Origin of the sequence: Pantoea sp. sgz302252 (assembly GCF_047713085.1) — a bacterium.
Lineage (GTDB): Bacteria > Pseudomonadota > Gammaproteobacteria > Enterobacterales > Enterobacteriaceae > Scandinavium.
On sequence record NZ_JBLFJW010000004.1, the window covers coordinates 142418 to 162255 of the forward strand.

A 19838-nucleotide genomic window follows, 5' to 3' on the forward strand; every position below is an offset into this window, starting at 1 on the left:
TTAAAATAAACAATACCGCCGGTATTTTTATTTTAAGAGCCTGGGTATTACTATTTGAATATGGGAAAGAAAAAAGTCATCACACCGGCTCAGGCTGAAGACGCTAAACGTCTTAAAGACCTTTATGAAGCAAAGAAAAAACTGCTCGGTGTCACTCAGCAGTCGATTGGTGATGAGCTGGATATCACCCAGGGAGCGGTCGCTCATTACCTGAATGGGCGTAACCCACTGAATCTGGTTATGGCCCTGACATTCGCACAACAACTCCAGGTGAGCGTTGAGGAATTTAGCCCGACACTTGCTCAAGAATTAGCGAATATGGCCGTGGTCAGCGCGAATGAACCGATTGCCCCGTATATCGTGCCCTCCATTTCAGCCAAAAAATATCCGCTACTCAGCCGCACTCAGGTGAGTACATGGTGCGACAATCCTGAATTCTTCACGTTGGAGGAAGTTGACCGGTGGCTGGAATCAGAGACACCAGTGCTGGGTAAAGCTTTCTGGTTGCAACTGGATGAAGATTCGATGGCTGCCCCGACAGGCCTCAGCATTTCTGAAGGAACCTATGTGCTGTGTGATACCGGGCGGAAGCCTGTGAACAACAGTCTGGTCATTGCCATACTGAGTAATACCCGCGAAGCAACCTTCAAAAAACTGGTCATCGATGGAAGCCAAAGGTACCTCAAGGGTTTAAACCCCCAGTGGCCGTTTATCGCTGTGGATAAAACCTGTCGACTCATCGGCGTCGTTATCGAAACCAAACTTATCCTGGTGTAATCCTCTCGCCGACTTAACCCGTCAATTCTCTTCAAATGCCACTCCGTTGTTTAAGCCAGGCGTATTTGTTGAAACCGTGGCTGGAAGAGCGCCGTCAGAAAATGGTGGGGAGTACCGCTAAAAGCAGCGTGCTCAATGGGGAAAGTGTGACCAACATTGGCGCTTTCCGCGCATGGCTGACAGCGTATTGCATCAACACCCAAAACTACGCAAAGACATGACGCTGATGGTGCGCCAGTTGCCACCTGGCGCTGAAGGATTGCCCCTGGAGATTTATGCCTTCGCCAACACCGTAGAATGGCTGAAATATGAAGCTAAGGCGGATATCTTCGACCATATTTACGCGGTGATTGAAGAATTTGGGTTGAGAATTTACCAGCGCCCTTCTGGCAATGATTTACGCCCACAGGCCTTAGCACTCGACTAAAAGTTCCTCGCAGGGTGCATCAGGTACCCTGCATAAAGGGCTTCACTTTAATTCCTTCCGCATCCAGTCGTATGCGAATCTGACGGGCCATTTCAACGGCTCCAGGGCTATCTCCATGAACGCAGATTGACTGTGCGGAAATGGGCGTAAACACGCCTTCTACGGATTCCACGCCACCACTGACAATCATTTGCACCACACGTTGCGCGACTTGCTGCGGATCGTGAAGCACGGCTCCGTGTTCACGCCTCGAAACCAGACTGCCATCCTGATGATACGCCCGGTCAGCAAAGGCTTCCGCCACGGTAGTAATGCCGTCTTCCTGCGCCCAGGCAATCAGGCGGGAGCCCGCCAGCGCCACCAGCGTTAACATTGGGTCAACCGCCAACATTGCGGCAATCACCGCCCTCGCCTGACGTTCATCATTGGCGATGGTGTTATATAAAGCCCCGTGCGGTTTGACATAACTCACGCGCGTACCTGCCGCAGCGGCTAACCCTTGCAGAGCGCCTATTTGATAGATGACGTCCGCGGTAAGTTCATCGCTGGAGATATCCATATTCCGACGGCCAAATCCAACCAAATCCGGATAGGCGACATGCGCGCCAACAGAGACATTCAGACGTTTTGCTGCACGCAGCGTGGAAAGGATCCCCGCAGGCGATCCCGCGTGAAAACCACAGGCCACATTCGCACTGCTGATGAGGGGCAAAATAGCTTCGTCATCCCCCATCGTCCACTGACCGTAGCTTTCACCTAAGTCACTGTTGAAATCAATGGCCAGAGCTGAACACATCGCAATCCTCTCCTTGTTAGTCTTTCGTTAAGGTCTGTCGGGTTATCACTGTTATACCGCGTTACCACAGGAGACGAAAATGGACTTTGCAACACTGATCTGGCCCCAGAGCGCTGGGTTTGCTCTGGCTTACGGAACTGTTCTTCACTCGCCAAAACAATCAGGCCGGAAAATTCCGGCCTGATACATTACATCTTATAACCCAGCGTAACCGTGGTGCGTTTGTCGGTATGCTCTGGCGCGGATGATGGCGGCTCGGAGTTCCAGGTGACGTTGTACGCCACTTTCAGGCCGAAGTTATCGCTGATAGCGACATCCAGCGCAGTCTCAGAGTTGATGGTGGTGTCATCTGCACCAAACACCGACAGACCCTGGGTAAATTTGGTGGTGTCAGTCATCTGCCAGGCGTAGGTCCCTGACGCGTAACCCAGCGGCTGAGTTTTGGTATCGCCGTTGGTGTACTCGTCATAACGAACGCCCGGACCGAATTCGAAACGCAGGCTATGAACCGGACCGTTGAGGATCTGACGACCGTAACCGGCGGTGAACACGTCACGCTGACGGTAGCCGTTGAAGCGGTCGGTGAGCCAGCTAGCCTGACCAAACAGGTAGTCGTAGTCGGTCATGTTGTAACGCGAACGTCCGCCAACCTGGTAGGTTTCGGAAGAGCGTTCATCGTTGGAAGACGTGTTGCTGGCGTTGCCCCACAGCGACCATGCTGTTGAGTTGCCGTACCAGGTCAGCGTGGAGTCAGCAGTCAGGGAAGAACTTTTAGTATTGCCAGACTGTGCCAGGTAACCCCCGTTGATCTTACCTTCAAACGGTTTCTTCGCGGTGGAAGGGTCGTCCATGACAGTAAAAACGGTATTATCAGCCAGTGCGTGCAGCGACGCAAAAAGGCCCCCCGCCAGCACAACCACTGCGGGTACTGTCTTGAAAAGCTTCATTTATTAAGAGTCCGTACAACAAAAAAAGAGACCATTACGGTCCCGGAAACTTTCGCGAGGAGCAACGATTGCGGCCCTAAGAAAGGTAACAAATTATAAAAAGGCCCGTTTAACATAGCAATGAATTCTTATTTCAATTTTTGAATAAGAAGGATCTCAAATGCTGTTTTATTTCATAATAAACGGCCGCGAAATTAATTGTAAATCTGCGCAAAATCATACCGTTGTCATTGTCTTAACCGAGCCATCAGTGCCAGGCTTATCTCTGTTCATGTTTGCATGCCCCTCGCAGGCGATAAAAGGAGGTCATTGAATGGCGAGCATTTATACGCTCACGCAGGCATCCTCACTCGTTTGCTCGCTCGAAAATACGAGGAATATCTCAGATTGCTGACAAAGAAGGAAAAAGCGTGGTTTTTCCTTCTTTGTGGTGAGCTGCCGAAAATCAATGAATTGATTTTCCTTATTTTTTGTTCTGCCACCCATGACAAAACTTCATTCGTTAGAGGTTTATCATCAGTCTCATATCTACGATTATCTGTGTCGACATTAATCGCTGTGCCCGCTGCTATCGCGGCGGGAGTCGCCAAATCGCAGGTTTCGACTATGCTATCAAAACTCCATGGATAACAATGAGGTTCCCGATGAGCGGCGAAATAACGCGCTACGTAGTCACCGTCAGCTTTCACGAAGAGACGCTGACGGAACTGAACGAACTCAATAACCATTTGACTCGTGCTGGCTTCACCCTGACGCAGACCGATGATGAAGGCAAGGTCCATGAACTGGGCACGAATACTTTTGCCCTGATCAGCCCGCTAAGTGAAGAAGAAGTGAAAGCCCTGACATCAGGGCTGGCGGAATCGGCGATTGGTCAAACGCCGGAGATAAAGATTGTGACGTTTGAGCACTGGCTGAAGGAGAATGCAGCCTCCTGATTTGCTTTAAAGCGCACAGTTGTGCGTCAGTTCGAGTTTTTCCACCGCATTTATGCGCTAACCTTATGATCTGGCAGAAAACATGGGGAGAGAGAGCATGTGGCAAGCTATCTGTAGCCTGTTAAAAGAGCACGGAGACGGCGAAATCGAGCTGCGTAACGAACTGCCTGGCGGAGAAATCCACGCCGCATGGCATTTGCGCATCAGCGGCCAGGATTACTTCGTTAAATGCGATGAGCGCGAAATGCTGCCCATCTTCACCGCCGAAGCTGACCAGCTTGAGCTGCTTTCACGCAGCAACACAGTGACAGTACCGGAGGTCTTTGCCGTCGGCAGCGACCGGGACTACAGCTTCGTGGTGATGGAATATCTTCCACCACGCCCTCTCGATGCCCACAACGCGTTTCTGTTGGGTCAGCAATTAGCGCATCTTCATCAGTGGAGCGAACAGCCGCAGTTTGGCCTCGATTTTGACAACGATCTCTCCACCACACCGCAACCTAACGCCTGGCAACGTCGCTGGTCTACCTTCTTTGCCGAACAACGCATCGGTTGGCAGCTTGAACTGGCGGCCGAGAAAGGGCTTGAGTTTGGTAATATCGATGCCATTGTGGAGCACATTCACCAACGCCTGAGCTCACATCAGCCACAGCCTTCCCTGCTGCATGGCGATCTGTGGTCAGGCAACTGCGCATTAGGGCCAAACGGGCCGTATATCTTTGATCCGGCCTGTTATTGGGGCGATCGCGAATGCGATTTGGCGATGCTGCCGTTACACCCGGAACAACCGCCGCAGATTTATGATGGGTATCAGTCCGTTTGTCCATTACCGCAGGGTTTCCTGGAGCGTCAGCCGGTCTACCAGCTGTATACGCTTCTCAACCGTGCCATTTTGTTTGGCGGGCAACATCTGGTGACAGCGCAAAAAGCGCTGGAACGGGTACTTGCTGCTTAGCAGACTAAAAAAAGCCCCGTCATCGCTAACACCGTTAGTTTAAGACCGAGATATCCGGGGCGACCACCGGGTTTGGCGTCCCTCCGGGAACCAAATCCCGGTGTTTCCCCTAATTCATTGGCTTAAGTGAACGGCGTTACCGTCATCGCGGGGCTTCAGGTTTAGTTAATCTGTACGCCTTTGAGGCGGAACTCGATATTCATCGTGATGCCGGTACCGGGTTTCCCCTGCTCGTAGCGCCATTTCCGCATCGCCGTTTTCACTTCACGCTCAAACATATTCGACGGTTTGGCTTCGAGAATTTCCACGTTGGTGACGCTGCCATCTGCTGCCACGTCAAACTTCACGCGCACTTTCCCTTCAATACGTAATGCCAGTGCTCGGGCAGGATACTGAGGCTCACCACGGCTCAAAGCTCGCGGCCCCGTTGGCGCAGTGACTGTCGGTTTGCTGGTCGCTGGCGCGGTGTTGGCTACCGGGCGACTCTGGGTGTTCGTATTTTCAAACGGCGACGCCGGGCGTGGCTCTACTGGCTGACGCTTTGGCTGTTCCACTTTTTTCTCGGGCTTAGGCTTCGGTTTGGGCTTCGGCTTTGGCTCAGGTTTGTGAATAACGACAGGTGCTTCTTTTGGCGGCTCAGGCACCACTTCAGGCTCTGGCTCGGGTTCAACGACCGGTTCGGGCGCTGGCGGCTGTGCGGCTGGCGGTTCGAGATCGGCCGGAGCCACCATCGTGACCGTAATCGGTTGGGCGGGGGCAGGAAGTTCAATAACCTGATGTACCGATGTATAAAGCAGCCCCGCTACAACGGCACCGTGGATAGCCACAGAGAGCAACGTGGGCCACGGAAAACGGCGAGGTAAATCAATAGTCATTGAAGTCATAGTCGCTGCTGTTGAAAAATGATGCCTCGATTTTAAATGCAAATAGCAATCATATTCAATAACGCATCTTATCTTCGGTCAACTTTCTGCCACTGTTGGCGAAAAAAAGCGCACTCATTGACATGAAATAAGAGCCGCAGGAACTTTGCATTGCAGTCGCAGACACTTTGAAATACCGTGTTTCGACCATTGATTAATAAGGAGCTGTGCCCGTGCTTTATGTGATTTATGCTGAAGATGTCGCCGACTCTCTGGAAAAACGCCTGTCGGTTCGCCCTGCTCACCTTGCGCGCTTACAACTGCTTCACGATGAAGGCCGTCTTTTAACGGCGGGCCCGATGCCTGCGGTAGACAGCAACGACCCGGGCGCAGCGGGTTTTAGCGGTTCTACGGTCATTGCCGAGTTTGCATCGCTCGAAGCGGCGCAGGCCTGGGCGGAAGCCGACCCGTATGTCGCCGCTGGCGTGTACGGTAATGTGAAAGTCCGTCCTTACAAGAAAGTGTTCTGAGACCAAAAAAACAAGGGGCACCGGCATGCGATGCCCTCTGTGTTCTCAGAATTCGTAAATGGCAAACAGCAGTGAATTTCGCTGCCGGCTCACCAGACACTTTCTGATTGAGTGGATGCGAATATTGCGCCGCGACTGGGCTTCCAGCCAGCGAGCTTTACGGCGGTTTGCTTGTCTCAGCATCCGCCAGCGGCCCACTTCATTTCTGCTACGCTTCATTTCAACCTCTCTGAGATGAAAGAGCGCATAGTATAAACCCTTGCGTTCGGCTGACCAGTGCTTTCGCCCCTGTTTTTATTTGCGAGAATAATCGGTACGCGTAAACTCATAACGACAGGCTTTCAAAAGGAATTTTATGACAACCTTCTACACCGTGGTGAGTTGGCTGGTCATTCTGGGGTACTGGTTGCTCATCGCAGGTGTGACATTACGCATCCTGATGAAACGACGCGCGGTGCCTTCAGCGATGGCATGGCTGCTCATCATCTACATTCTTCCTCTGGTCGGTATCATTGCCTATCTTTCGCTGGGAGAGTTACATCTGGGGAAACGCCGCGCCGAACGTGCCCGCGCCATGTGGCCTTCCACTGCGAAATGGCTTAACGATCTCAAAGCCTGTAATCACATTTTTGCCGAAACGAACAGCCCGGTCGCCAGTTCGCTGTTCAAACTGTGCGAGCGCCGTCAGGGAATCGCGGGCGTTAAAGGCAATCAGCTGCAACTGCTGACTGAATCCGACGACGTGATGCAGGCGTTGATTCGGGATATTCAGCTTTCCCGGCATAACATCGAGATGGTGTTCTACATCTGGCAGCCAGGCGGCATGGCCGATCAGGTGGCGGAATCGCTGATGGCCGCAGCACGTCGTGGCGTACATTGTCGTCTGATGCTGGATTCCGCAGGCAGCGTCGCTTTCTTCCGTAGCCCGTGGGCAGCGATGATGCGCAATGCGGGCATCGAAGTGGTGGAAGCGCTGAAGGTTAACCTGATGCGTGTGTTCCTGCGCCGCATGGATTTACGTCAGCACCGTAAAATGGTGATGATCGATAACTATATTGCCTATACCGGCAGTATGAACATGGTCGATCCGCGCTTCTTCAAGCAGGATGCTGGAGTCGGTCAATGGGTTGATTTGATGGCCCGTATGGAAGGCCCTATCGCGACCTCAATGGGCATTGTCTACTCCTGCGACTGGGAAATTGAGACCGGGAAGCGCATTCTTCCGCCCGCGCCGGATAACAACATTATGCCGTTTGAAGAAGCAAGCGGGCATACCATTCATACCATCGCCTCAGGCCCGGGTTTTCCCGAAGATTTGATTCATCAGGCCTTACTGACCGCCGCCTATTCCGCACGTGAATACCTGATTATGACCACGCCGTATTTCGTGCCAAGCGACGATCTGCTGCATGCTATCTGCACGGCTGCACAGCGTGGTGTTGACGTCAGCATCATCATGCCGAGGAAGAATGATTCGGTGCTGGTCGGCTGGGCAAGCCGCGCCTTCTTTAATGAACTGTTGGCCGCTGGGGTGAAAATTTACCAGTTCGAAGGCGGCTTACTGCATACCAAGAGCGTGCTGGTTGATGGCGAGCTCAGCCTTGTTGGCACCGTGAATCTGGACATGCGCAGTTTGTGGCTCAATTTCGAGATTACGCTGGCCATTGACGACGCAGGATTCGGCGGCGATTTGGCGGCAGTACAAGATGATTATATCTCCCGCTCACGCTTGCTGGATGCGGGATTGTGGGCTAAACGTCCGCTGTGGCAGCGCATCGTCGAGCGACTGTTTTACTTCTTTAGTCCATTGCTGTAAAACGTGCCCATCAGTTAAGAACCAGGGTGTCATCATGGATATGGATTTAAACAATCGTCTGACCGAAGACGAAACGCTTGAGCAGGCCTACGATATCTTTCTTGAGCTGGCTGGCGACAACCTCGACCCGGCAGATATCATTCTGTTCAATCTGCAGTTTGAAGAACGCGGCGGTGCCGAGCTGTTCGACCCGGCAGAAGACTGGCAAGAGCATGTGGATTTCGATTTGAACCCCGATTTCTTTGCCGAAGTGGTGATTGGCCTGGCGGATACCGACGGCGGCGACATCAACGATATCTTCGCTCGCGTGCTGCTGTGCCGCGAAAAAGACCACAAAATTTGCCATATCCTGTGGCGTGAATAATTCTGCAGGTGATCGCCAGGAGGCCGCTACCGCGGCCTGAGACTGATGACAAACCTCTAACGAATGAAGTTTTGTCATGGGTGGCAGAACAAAAAATAAGGAAAATCAATTCATTGATTTTCGGCTGCTCACCACAAAGAAGGAAAAACCACGCTTTTTCCTTCTTTGTCAGCAATCTGAGGCCGCTACCGCGGCCTTTTTTATTACCCTTTCGGCAGCTCATTTCCGCAAGCGCTGCAAAACTGCGCGTCTTTATCATGACCCGTATGATGACAAGCCGGGCAACGTCGTGCATTTCGGCGGTTCTGATATTCGTTACTCATGTGCGTGGTAATCAGCCCGGTGGGGATCGCAATCACCGAATAACCAATTAAAATCAGCAGCGAAGCGATAGTTCGTCCCAATGGGGTGTGCGGCGCAATGTCGCCATACCCCACCGTTGTAGCGGTCACAATCGCCCAATACACGGACGTTCCAAGCGTTGTAAAGCCATTCTCCGGCCCTTCTATGCCATACATCAGCGAGCCAAACACCACCATAACAATCGCTATCAGAAAATAAAAAACCATCAGCTGATGACGCGCACTGATAATCGCATCCGCGAAAATCCGCAGTGAGGGCATGTTGCGCAGAAGCTTTAGGATCCTCAACACCCTGATGGTACGAAATGCCAAAAGGTAATTCAGGCCGATCTCCGGCCAGAGCCACAGGATATAGAGCGGCAGAATAGTGATTAAATCCAGCAGCCCCCAGAAGCTGAAAACATATTTTTCCGGTCGCGGCCAGCACAGGATGCGCAGGACATATTCGAAGGTAAACGCCAGGGTGATGACCACTTCCAGCAGCATGAAACCACGCCACTGCTCGAAGGTCAGGTGATATTGCGTGCCAAAGCCGGATTCAATAAAAACGATAACTACGCTAAAGAGCGCGAATAACCCGCAGAACAACTCTGTACGGCGGCCGGACACGGTACGCTGGTCGAACAAAAAATGATAGAGGCGCTGACGAAGTGAATGCGGATGTGTCGACACCGTGACCTCACAATGAAAAAGGGCTGACCATTGTCAGCCCTCAGGTTGTTAACAAAGAAGAAAAAAGCGTGGTTTTTTCTTCTTTGTGGTGAGCTGCCGAAAATCAATAAATCGATTTTCCTTAATTTTTGTTCAGTAACCTATGACAACACTTAATTCGTTGAAGGTTTGTCATCAATATCAGGGCTGACCATTGTCAGCCCTGCGGATTATAACGGGTCAACCTTAAGACACGAAACCGCATGTCGGAAACTGCCCTCCAGCACCGGGCGCGTTTTCGCACATTCTGGCCCGGCGATGGGACAGCGGGTGCGGAAGACACAGCCTGATGGCGGGTTAATCGGAGAAGGCAACTCCCCTTCCAGCAACTGGATGGTTTTGTTTTTCTCCAGATCCGGGTCCGGGATCGGCACCGCTGACATCAGCGCTTTGGTATAAGGATGCAGTGGGTTGTGATAGACCTGATCGTAAGTTCCCAGTTCAACGGCATGACCCAGGTACATGACCAGCACGCGATCGGAGATATGCTTCACCACCGCCAGATCGTGAGCGATAAAGATAAGCGACAAGCCCATCTCACGCTGCAGCTGCTGCAACAAGTTGACGACCTGCGCCTGAATTGACACATCCAGTGCGGACACCGGCTCATCACAGATAATCAGTTTCGGCTCAAGGATCAGCGCACGAGCGATACCGATACGCTGACACTGGCCGCCTGAAAACTCATGCGGATAACGGTTGACCAGGTTTGGCAGCAAGCCCACCTTCATCATCATCGCTTTCACACGATCACGCACTTCCTGGCGCGGCATGTTCGGATGATAGGTACGCAGCGGCTCAGCGATAATGTCACCGATGTTCATACGTGGGTTCAGGGAAGCCAGCGGGTCCTGGAAAATCATCTGGATATCGCTGCGCACGGCACGCCATTCATCGGGCTTCATACCGAGCAGGTCTCTGCCCAACCAGGCCACTTTGCCGTCAGTGGCTTTCACCAGCCCAATAATCGCGCGGGCAAAAGTCGATTTACCGCAGCCGGATTCGCCCACCACGCCCAGGGTTTCCCCTTCGTACAGACGCAGCGTAACGCCATCTACCGCCTTCAGGGTTTTCGACGGCTGCCAGAACCACTGTTTGCCATCTTTGATATCGAAATGCACTTTGAGGTCAGCGATTTCGAGCAGCACTTTTTTTTCTTCGGTCACGGCGTTCATACCAAATCTCCCACCGGTTTAAAGCAGGCACGTAAGCGGCCAGGCGCAAAGGCATCCAGAGGGGGTGCGCTGTTGCAAATCTCCATCGCGTGCGGACAACGCGGCTGGAATGGGCAGCCTTTCGGCAGACGCATCAGGTTTGGCGGATTGCCAGGAATGGTCAGCAGTGATTCGCCTTCCGCGTCAAGGCGCGGCACGGCATTGAGCAGACCCATTGAGTACGGGTGCGCCGGATGATAGAAAACATCGCGCGCGTTGCCATATTCCATGGTACGCCCGGCGTACATCACCAGCACCTTATCGCAGATACCTGCCACAACGCCGAGGTCGTGGGTGATCATGATAATGGCCGTATTGAATTCACGCTTGAGCTCGTTGAGCAGCGTCATAATCTGCGCCTGAACGGTCACGTCCAGCGCGGTGGTTGGCTCATCGGCAATCAGCAATTTCGGCCTGCACAGCAGCGCCATCGCGATCATCACGCGCTGACGCATGCCGCCAGAAAACTCGTGCGGATACATACGCATGCGCTTACGCGCTTCTGGCATTTTGACCGCATCAAGCATTTTGACCGACTCCTCAAACGCTTCGGCTTTGCCCATGCCTTTATGCAGCATCAGCACTTCCATCAGTTGTTCACCGACACGCATGTACGGGTTCAGCGACGTCATCGGGTCCTGGAAGATCATCGAAATCTGTTCCGCACGCAGCTTATTCAGCTCGTTCTCAGGCAGATTCAGGATCTGACGACCGTTGAAATTAGCGACACCACCAATACGTCCGTTTGAAGCCAGCAAGCCCATCAATGCAAACGCTGTCTGGGATTTGCCGGAACCAGACTCGCCTACAATCCCCAGTGTTTCACCTGCTTTCAGGCTGAAATTCAGATCGTTCACCGCCGTAACATCGCCATCAGGCGTGCCAAAGGTAACGCGTAAATCTTTCACATCCAGCAGCAGACCAGCTTTGTTCTGCTGCTGGGCGTTAACCATTTCAATCGTGCTCATGGCATCACTCCTTAGCGGTCTTTCGGGTCGAGGGCATCACGCAGGCCATCGCCGATAAAGTTGAAACAGAACAAGGTCACCACCAGGAAACCAGCCGGGAACATCAGCAACCACGGAGACACTTCCATGGAGTTGGCACCATCGCTTAACAATGCGCCCCAACTGCTGAGTGGCTCCTGGGTACCCAGACCGAGGAAGCTCAGGAATGATTCAAACAGGATCATGCTTGGTACCAGCAGCGAGGCATACACCACCACCACGCCCAGCACGTTTGGCACGATATGGCGAACAACGATGCTTGCCGTTGATACGCCACCGACATGTGCCGCTTCAATGAACTCTTTACGCTTGAGGCTCAGCGTCTGGCCGCGCACGATACGCGCCATATCAAGCCAGGACACCATGCCAATCGCGACAAAGATGAGCAGAATATTTTGCCCAAAGAAGGTCACCAGCAGGATAACGAAGAACATGAACGGGAAGGAGTTGAGGATCTCCAGCAGGCGCATCATGACGGAGTCAGTTTTACCGCCAAGATAGCCAGAAAGTGAACCGTACAACGTGCCCAATACCACCGCGACCAGCGCGGCGGCGATCCCCACCATCAGAGAGATACGACCACCAATCGCCACACGGACCAGCAGGTCACGCCCGGAGGAGTCAGTACCGAAATAGTGCCCGGAGGTCATGTCCGGCGCACTGGACATCATGCCCCAGTCGGTGTCGAAGTAGCTGAACTGCGACAACATCGGGGCCAGGGTGACGAACAGCGCAATCACCACCAGCACACAGAGGCTGGCAACGGCGGCGCGGTTATGCATAAAGCGACGGCGGGCATCCTGCCAAAGGCTACGGCCTTCGACGTCCAGTTTTTCACTGAAGTTTTCCAGCGCCTCGCTGTTTTTCTTACTCAACATCATGGCGAACTCCAGTGTCAGTAACGGATTTTCGGATCGATAACGGCATACAGCACGTCAACAATCGCGTTAAACAGAATGGTCAGTGCCCCCACCAGAATGGTCAGGCTCAACACCAGCGAGTAGTCACGGTTCAGTGCCCCGTTCACGAACAGCTGGCCGATACCTGGCAGACCATAGATGGTTTCGATAACCATCGAACCGGTGATGATGCCGACAAACGCAGGCCCCATATAAGAGAGCACTGGCAGCAGCGCAGGCTTCAACGCATGGCGGAAAATAATACGGCGCATAGGCAGCCCTTTCGCCCGCGCGGTGCGGATGAAGTTAGAGTGCAGCACCTCAATCATCGAGCCGCGGGTAATACGCGCGATGCTGGCGATATAGGCCAGAGAGAGCGCAACCATCGGCAGGATCATAAATTTCAGCGCCCCGCCGTTCCAGCCACCGCCCGGCAGCCAGTGCAGCGTGATGGCGAAGATCATCACCAACAAGGGGGCGACAACGAAGCTGGGTATGACGACACCGGTCATTGCCACCCCCATGACCGCGTAATCCCATTTGGTATTTTGATTCAACGCAGCAATAACGCCCGCGCTGACCCCCAGAATGACCGCCAGGAAGAAGGCCGCAAAGCCTAATTTTGCTGAGACCGGGAAGCTTGCCGCCACCAGGTCATTCACCGAGTAATCTTTGTATTTGAACGACGGCCCGAAATCGCCATGAGCCAGCTGCTTCAAATAGTTGAAGTACTGGACGCTCATCGGATCGTTGAGATGATATTTGGCTTCAATGTTCGCCATGACTTCTGGCGGCAGCGTGCGTTCACCGGTAAAGGGGCTGCCCGGCGCAAGACGCATCATAAAGAAGGAAATCGTGATGAGAATAAAGAGTGTCGGAATGGCTTCCAGACAGCGACGTAAAATAAATTTCAACATTGCCCGTACCTTCTGGCGTGTGCCTTTACATATCCCGAATCAGCGTGTGGCTGAGGGGCATGTGATAGTGCGTGAAATAAGACACAGTGAGGCGGCATCACGCCGCCCCACGGATTGCCATTAATGCTTAATGATGTACAGATCTTTGGTGTAGATGTTGTCCATCGGGTCTTTACCGGTATAACCGCCCACCCATGGTTTCACCAGGCGTGCGTTCACATAGTAATAAACCGGAACGATGGCTGAGTCTTTGCCCAGTTGCTGTTCAGCTTTGTCGTACAGCGCAACACGTTGTGCTTCGTCAGTCACCTGCAGCGTCTGCTTCATGATGGCATCAAACGCCGGGCTCTTATAGTGCGCGGTGTTCATGGAGCTGTCGGACAGCATGGTATTCAGGAAGGAAGTCGGTTCGTTGTAGTCCGCACACCAGCCAGCACGCGCAACGTCATAAGTTCCCTGGTGACGGGTGTCGAGGAAGGTTTTCCATTCCTGGTTCACCAGTTTCACGTCAACGCCCAGGTTTTTCTTCCAGATGGACGCCGCGGCGATAGCCAGTTTCTTATGCAGATCAGAAGTGTTGTACAGCAGGTTGAAAGTCAGCGGCTTGTCAGCGGTATAACCGGCTTCAGCCAGCAGTTTTTTCGCTTCAGCGTTACGCTGTTCCTGAGTCCAGGTGAACCACTCTGGTTTCGTCAGTTTCGCGCCGTCAGTGTATGGCGGGGTGTAACCGAAGGCTGGCAGGTCGCCCTGTGCTTTCACTTTATTGGTGATGATGTCGCGGTCCAGGCCCAGTTTCAGCGCGGTACGTACGCGAGCATCGGTGAACGGTGCTTTCTGGTTGTTGATTTCGTAGTAGTAGGTGCACAGATACGGGTCAACGTGAACTTCGGTTGGGATCTCTTTTTTCAGCTTCTGGAACAGCTCAATCGGCAGGTTGTTATAGGTCATGTCGATTTCACCGCTGCGGTAGCGGTTAACGTCAGTCACTTCAGAAGAGATTGGCAGATAGGTAATCTGGTCGATAACGGTTTTCTTGTTATCCCAATAATTCGGGTTGCGTTCCATCACGATGCGCTCATTAACCACCCAGTCTTTCAGCTTATACGCGCCGTTGGTAACGATATTGGCAGGCTGAGTCCACTTCTCACCGAATTTCTCGATGGCGGCTTTGTTGACCGGAGACATCGCCGGGTTCACCAGCAGTTTGTAGAAATAAGGCACCGGCTCGCTCAGGGTGACTTCCAGAGTGTGGTCGTCGATGGCTTTCACGCCGAGATCGGAGGTCGGTTTTTTGCCTTCAATGATCTCATCAACATTGAGGATGTGACCATACTGCGGATAGCTCGCATACGGGGACGCGGTTTTCGGGTCAACCAGACGCTGCCAGCTATAAACGAAATCTTGTGCCGTTACCGGCTCGCCGTTGGACCATTTAGCGTCTTTGCGCAGGTGGAAGGTCCAGACTTTAAAATCTTTGTTATCCCAGCTTTCTGCTACGCCCGGGATAGGGTGACCGTCTTTGGTGGACGTAATCAGCAGGCCTTCAAACAGGTCACGGCTGACGTTAGCTTCCGGCACACCTTCAATTTTGTTCGGGTCTAACGACTGAGGTTCCGCGCCGTTGTTACGGATCATGGTCTGTTTATCTGCCAGCTTAACGCCCGCAGGAACGTCTGCAGCCATTGCACTTCCTGCGATAAGTGCAGCGAATACGCCTGCTGCGATAAGGCTTTTTTTTGTGATGATGGTCATTGTGTTGATACTCCGCTCATTATAATTACCGACTTTTCGTCAGCCTGTTTAATCCCCTAAGGGGTTCCCGATTAGCGCAGGAGTGAAAGCGCTTGTCGGGTGGTTACTGCGTGCTATCACCGACTTTTTTATTACGGTTACTCTCTTTCGGCAACCTTACGTCGATTCTTTAAGCCATCCCCCCTGTCGGGATGACCTCTGTTCTTTTTTCGCCCGGAGATTTATTTGAAAATTATTCTCATCTCCGTGTTTTATGTGGCGAAATGCCTCGGCGGAAAGTATCAAATGCATTTACTGCCCGCCAATACAATTTGCAAATTTGTTAACCAATTCTCTTTTGTGACGATGACTTCAAATGAAATGTGACGTTATCGAGTGCAATATCCAGTAATGACTACTTAAATTTCAGTGCATTGCAGCTAACAGCTTGCGTGTCGTTGCCTTTTTCGATTTTGCGATCGTTTTTTGCACAAAAATTTAACATTTGATTGTTATTTAGCACATTACTCTGCCTGCACACTGAAATTACTAATATCATTTCAATGATCCCACGGCAAGCGTAAGAGTATCATGTGAATGAAATAACATTATCGCCGCGGGAACTGTCCGGCAGTCGGTGTGTTAATGCATTGATAGATAAAAGATTAACAGGCCATAACGAGAGGTTATTAGCGGAGGGTATTTCAATTTTATTGATATGTTTTGCTAATATAAGGAAAGAAGGACGAGGCCGATGTCGACCTCGTTTTGGAAAGGACTCAGGCAAGAAGGCCTGGGAAGATGGATTTAATGCCGGCCACGATAAATTCAATGCCAAGCGCCATCAGTAATAAGCCCATAATACGGGTGATGACGTTGATGCCCGTTTGCCCTAACAGACGCACCAGCCACGGAGCAATACGGAACAAGCCCCAACAGCAGGCCGCAAAGAGTGCAATCGCCACGGAAAAACCAATCAGATGCGCCCAGTTGTGATAGCGAGTTCCCCAGACAATAGTCGAACTGATTGCCCCCGGCCCTGCCATCAGCGGTAACGCCAGCGGCACGACCCCAACGCTTTCACGGATCGCGGTTTCTGATTTCTCTTGCTTGTTCTGTTTGTCCTCGCCGAGCTTCCCGCTGATCATCGACATCGCGATGGTCACCACCAGAATGCCCCCCGCAATGCGGAACGAGTCAATTGAGATGCCGAAAAGCTGCAGGATGCCGTCACCCAGAAACAGTGAGGTCCACAAAATGATGGCCACTGACAGGTTTGCCGTCAGGTTGGTTTTATTTCGCGCAGGCGCTGACTGGTAGCTGGTCATGCTGATAAAAACCGGAATGATGCCTACCGGGTTGACCAGCGCAAATAAGCCAATGAAAAATTTAATATACGTTGGAAAATCGAACAGCGATTGAATCACGGTAACCCCGCGCCCTCATCAATTGTGGTAGTTGACGTTCAATACTTCTAAAAACCGCGCTGAAGATACGCTTTTTGGCAGTATTCTTCACCACAAATCTGTCAGAAAACGCTACCAATACACGTTGTTATACAAATGTATAAATTATGCTAATGTAAAATCGGTTCGAAAGGTCGATCTCTTAACACTTGATACAAACCGCTAAAAACGGCCTGCTGAAAGGAGTCAGCTTGGTGTAATCTTGATTTAGATCACGTAATTTGTACTCAGAAGTGGGTAATCTTGATGTCGCACCAGGGAGTAGCCCGGGTCCTCAACCGGGTATAATGGAAGGCTCTTTTAGTAAATCAGTGGAATGAAGGTCGAACGTAACCTGTTGGTTTTATGGCTCTTACGCAAGCTGTTAGCGGTCTGTCTATACTGACATATCGTACAGCTGATTTACTAAAAAAGTTTAACATTATCCAGGAGAGCATTATGGCTGTTACTAATGTCGCTGAACTGAACGCACTCGTTGAACGAGTGAAAAAAGCCCAGCGTGAATATGCCAACTTCACCCAAGAACAGGTTGATAAAATCTTCCGCGCGGCCGCTCTGGCTGCTGCAGATGCTCGAATCCCTCTCGCGAAACTGGCTGTTGCCGAATCCGGTATGGGTATCGTTGAAGACAAAGTGATTAAAAACCACTTCGCTTCTGAGTATATCTACAACGCCTATAAAGATGAAAAAACCTGTGGGATCCTCGACACTGATGAGACCTTCGGTACCATCACTATCGCTGAGCCTATCGGGATTATTTGCGGTATCGTTCCTACCACCAACCCAACGTCTACCGCTATCTTCAAATCGCTGATCAGCCTGAAGACTCGCAACGCAATCATCTTCTCTCCGCATCCACGTGCGAAAGACGCCACCAACAAAGCGGCAGATATTGTGCTGCAAGCTGCCATCGCTGCAGGTGCACCGAAAGATCTGATCGGTTGGATTGACCAGCCTTCTGTTGAGCTTTCTAATGCCCTGATGCACCACCCAGACATCAACATGATTCTGGCGACCGGTGGTCCAGGCATGGTTAAAGCAGCATACAGTTCCGGTAAACCAGCAATTGGCGTAGGTGCTGGTAACACCCCAGTTGTGGTTGACGAAACCGCTGACGTTAAACGTGTTGTTGCGTCTATCCTGATGTCCAAAACCTTCGACAACGGCGTTATCTGTGCTTCTGAACAGTCTGTTATCGTGGTTGACTCCGCTTATGCTGCAGTACGCGAGCGTTTTGCTTCCCACGGTGGCTACATGCTGCAGGGTAAAGAGCTGAAAGCGGTTCAGGACATCATCCTGAAAAATGGTGCGCTGAACGCGGCTATCGTTGGCCAGCCAGCAACCAAAATTGCAGAACTGGCCGGCTTCACCGTACCAGCAGACACCAAAATCCTGATCGGCGAAGTCAGCGTGGTTGACGAATCCGAGCCGTTCGCTCACGAAAAACTGTCTCCGACTCTGGCCATGTACCGTGCCAAGAACTTCGAAGACGCGGTTGTTAAAGCGGAAAAACTGGTTGAGATGGGTGGTATCGGTCACACCTCTTGCCTGTACACCGACCAGGACAACCAACCAGAGCGCGTTAAATTCTTCGGCGACAAAATGAAGACCGCGCGTATCCTGATCAACACCCCTGCTTCTCAGGGTGGTATCGGTGACCTTTACAACTTTAAACTCGCACCTTCCCTGACTCTGGGTTGTGGTTCATGGGGTGGTAACTCCATCTCTGAAAACGTTGGTCCAAAACACCTGATCAACAAGAAAACCGTTGCTAAGCGAGCTGAAAACATGTTGTGGCATAAACTTCCGAAATCTATCTACTTCCGCCGTGGCTCACTGCCAATCGCGCTGGACGAAGTGATTACCGATGGCCACAAACGTGCGCTGATCGTGACTGACCGCTTCCTGTTCAACAATGGCTACGCTGACCAGATCACCTCTGTTCTTAAAGCGGCTGGTGTTGAAACTGAAGTGTTCTTCGAAGTTGAAGCTGACCCGACTCTGAGCGTTGTTCGTAAAGGTGCAGAGCTGGCGAACTCCTTCAAACCAGACGTGATCATCGCGCTGGGCGGTGGTTCTCCAATGGACGCCGCGAAAATCATGTGGGTGATGTACGAGCATCCGGAAACTCACTTCGAAGAACTGGCGCTGCGCTTTATGGATATCCGTAAACGTATCTACAAGTTCCCGAAAATGGGCGTGAAAGCGAAAATGATTGCTGTCACCACCACTTCCGGTACCGGTTCTGAAGTCACGCCGTTTGCGGTTGTAACTGACGATGCAACAGGTCAGAAATACCCACTGGCTGATTACGCACTGACCCCAGACATGGCTATCGTTGACGCAAACCTCGTCATGGAAATGCCTAAGTCCCTGTGTGCGTTCGGTGGTCTGGATGCCGTGACTCACGCTCTGGAAGCTTATGTTTCTGTACTGGCCTCTGAGTTCTCTGACGGTCAGGCTCTGCAGGCTCTGAAACTGCTGAAAGAAAACCTGCCAGCGTCTTACAACGAAGGTTCGAAAAACCCTGTTGCCCGTGAACGTGTTCACAGTGCAGCGACCATCGCCGGTATCGCGTTTGCTAACGCCTTCCTCGGTGTGTGTCACTCCATGGCGCATAAACTGGGTTCTCAGTTCCACATTCCACACGGTCTGGCGAACGCCCTGCTGATCAGCAACGTTATCCGTTACAACGCGAACGATAACCCAACTAAGCAGACTGCCTTCAGCCAGTACGATCGTCCACAAGCGCGTCGTCGTTACGCAGAGATCGCTGACCATCTGGGTCTGACCTCTTCCAGCGACCGCACTGCAGCGAAAATCGAGAAGCTGCTGGCATGGCTGGACAGCATCAAGGCTGAACTGGGTATTCCTAAGTCCATCCGTGAAGCTGGCGTGCAGGAAGCTGACTTCCTGGCACACGTTGACAAACTGTCTGAAGACGCGTTTGACGACCAGTGTACCGGTGCTAACCCACGTTACCCGCTGATTTCCGAACTGAAACAGATCCTGCTGGATACTTACTACGGTCGCGAGTTCAGTGAAGGTGAAGTGGTAGAGAAGAAAGCTGCTGCTCCCGCTAAAGCTGACAAAAAAGCGAAGAAAACCGCTTAATCGT

General features: G+C 52.0%; 18 protein-coding genes and 1 pseudogene. 8 read left to right on the top strand and 11 right to left on the bottom strand.

Annotation, left to right across the window (positions count from 1 at the left end; genetic code table 11):
* The first annotated feature begins 60 nt into the window (after nt 1-60).
* On the top strand, nt 61-777 hold the full coding sequence (locus ACLW56_RS04830) for an XRE family transcriptional regulator (protein ID WP_330982677.1): 717 nt from the start codon (nt 61-63) through the stop codon (nt 775-777).
* A 50-nt stretch (nt 778-827) separates the two neighbouring features.
* Nucleotides 828-1204: pseudogene (locus ACLW56_RS04835) on the top strand (miniconductance mechanosensitive channel); the annotation flags it as partial.
* A 19-nt stretch (nt 1205-1223) separates the two neighbouring features.
* Here ACLW56_RS04835 and ACLW56_RS04840 read toward each other — a convergent pair.
* Complete coding sequence (locus tag ACLW56_RS04840) at nt 1224-2000, bottom strand: 5-oxoprolinase subunit PxpA (RefSeq protein ID WP_330982678.1); 777 nt, start codon at nt 1998-2000, stop codon at nt 1224-1226.
* 188 nt (nt 2001-2188) lie between these two features.
* Nucleotides 2189-2947 (bottom strand): YdiY family protein, encoded by a 759-nt coding sequence (locus ACLW56_RS04845; protein WP_330982679.1) that lies wholly within the window; start codon nt 2945-2947, stop codon nt 2189-2191.
* A 644-nt stretch (nt 2948-3591) separates the two neighbouring features.
* Here ACLW56_RS04845 and ghoS point away from each other — a divergent pair.
* Both ghoS and ACLW56_RS04855 read left to right on the top strand, forming a co-directional pair.
* The gene (gene ghoS / locus ACLW56_RS04850) at nt 3592-3885 is read left to right on the top strand and encodes a type V toxin-antitoxin system endoribonuclease antitoxin GhoS (protein WP_330982680.1); all 294 of its coding nucleotides are present in this window, start codon (nt 3592-3594) and stop codon (nt 3883-3885) included.
* 97 nt (nt 3886-3982) lie between these two features.
* The gene (locus tag ACLW56_RS04855) at nt 3983-4840 is read left to right on the top strand and encodes a fructosamine kinase family protein (RefSeq protein ID WP_330982681.1); all 858 of its coding nucleotides are present in this window, start codon (nt 3983-3985) and stop codon (nt 4838-4840) included.
* Between the two features lie 161 nt (nt 4841-5001).
* Here the strand turns inward: ACLW56_RS04855 and tonB are convergent, their stop codons facing one another.
* A complete protein-coding gene (gene tonB / locus ACLW56_RS04860) occupies nt 5002-5724 on the bottom strand; it encodes a TonB system transport protein TonB (protein WP_330982682.1) in 723 nt (240 codons plus the stop codon).
* 212 nt (nt 5725-5936) lie between these two features.
* Here tonB and ACLW56_RS04865 point away from each other — a divergent pair, with 212 nt between their 5' ends.
* Entirely contained in the window at nt 5937-6233 is a 297-nt protein-coding gene (locus ACLW56_RS04865) for a YciI family protein (RefSeq protein ID WP_330982683.1), read from the top strand.
* Between the two features lie 45 nt (nt 6234-6278).
* Here ACLW56_RS04865 and ACLW56_RS04870 read toward each other — a convergent pair whose 3' ends face one another.
* Nucleotides 6279-6452, bottom strand: a complete 174-nt coding sequence (locus ACLW56_RS04870) for a YciY family protein (RefSeq protein WP_330982684.1) — start codon at nt 6450-6452, stop codon at nt 6279-6281.
* Nucleotides 6453-6588: 136 nt separating this feature from the next.
* Here ACLW56_RS04870 and cls point away from each other — a divergent pair, with 136 nt between their 5' ends.
* Together cls and ACLW56_RS04880 are read left to right on the top strand one after the other, a co-directional pair.
* Nucleotides 6589-8049: a cardiolipin synthase gene (gene cls / locus ACLW56_RS04875; protein WP_330982685.1), complete on the top strand. Its 1461-nt coding sequence runs from the start codon at nt 6589-6591 to the stop codon at nt 8047-8049.
* 34 nt (nt 8050-8083) lie between these two features.
* Nucleotides 8084-8413, top strand: coding sequence for an HI1450 family dsDNA-mimic protein (locus ACLW56_RS04880; RefSeq protein ID WP_330982686.1), 330 nt, complete (start codon nt 8084-8086; stop codon nt 8411-8413).
* Between the two features lie 203 nt (nt 8414-8616).
* Here ACLW56_RS04880 and ACLW56_RS04885 read toward each other — a convergent pair whose 3' ends face one another.
* The 7 genes from ACLW56_RS04885 to ACLW56_RS04915 all read right to left on the bottom strand — a co-directional run bounded on the left by ACLW56_RS04885 (nt 8617) and on the right by ACLW56_RS04915 (nt 16681).
* On the bottom strand, nt 8617-9447 hold the full coding sequence (locus tag ACLW56_RS04885) for an ion transporter (protein ID WP_330982687.1): 831 nt from the start codon (nt 9445-9447) through the stop codon (nt 8617-8619).
* Between the two features lie 209 nt (nt 9448-9656).
* Nucleotides 9657-10661 carry a murein tripeptide/oligopeptide ABC transporter ATP-binding protein OppF gene (oppF, locus tag ACLW56_RS04890; RefSeq protein ID WP_330982688.1) on the bottom strand — a complete coding sequence of 335 codons (1005 nt, stop codon included), beginning with the start codon at nt 10659-10661 and terminating at the stop codon, nt 9657-9659.
* Nucleotides 10658-11668 carry an ABC transporter ATP-binding protein gene (locus ACLW56_RS04895; RefSeq protein WP_330982689.1) on the bottom strand — a complete coding sequence of 337 codons (1011 nt, stop codon included), beginning with the start codon at nt 11666-11668 and terminating at the stop codon, nt 10658-10660. Before ACLW56_RS04895 ends, oppF begins: the two co-directional genes overlap by 4 nt.
* A gap of 11 nt (nt 11669-11679) precedes the next feature.
* Complete coding sequence (gene oppC, locus ACLW56_RS04900) at nt 11680-12588, bottom strand: oligopeptide ABC transporter permease OppC (protein WP_330982690.1); 909 nt, start codon at nt 12586-12588, stop codon at nt 11680-11682.
* Between the two features lie 14 nt (nt 12589-12602).
* Nucleotides 12603-13523, bottom strand: a complete 921-nt coding sequence (gene oppB / locus ACLW56_RS04905) for an oligopeptide ABC transporter permease OppB (protein ID WP_330982691.1) — start codon at nt 13521-13523, stop codon at nt 12603-12605.
* A gap of 120 nt (nt 13524-13643) precedes the next feature.
* A complete protein-coding gene (oppA, locus tag ACLW56_RS04910) occupies nt 13644-15275 on the bottom strand; it encodes an oligopeptide ABC transporter substrate-binding protein OppA (RefSeq protein WP_330982692.1) in 1632 nt (543 codons plus the stop codon).
* A 758-nt stretch (nt 15276-16033) separates the two neighbouring features.
* Nucleotides 16034-16681, bottom strand: coding sequence for a YchE family NAAT transporter (locus tag ACLW56_RS04915; protein WP_330982693.1), 648 nt, complete (start codon nt 16679-16681; stop codon nt 16034-16036).
* Between the two features lie 477 nt (nt 16682-17158).
* Here ACLW56_RS04915 and adhE point away from each other — a divergent pair, with 477 nt between their 5' ends.
* Nucleotides 17159-19834: a bifunctional acetaldehyde-CoA/alcohol dehydrogenase gene (gene adhE, locus ACLW56_RS04920; protein WP_330982694.1), complete on the top strand. Its 2676-nt coding sequence runs from the start codon at nt 17159-17161 to the stop codon at nt 19832-19834.
* Nucleotides 19835-19838 lie beyond the last annotated feature (4 nt).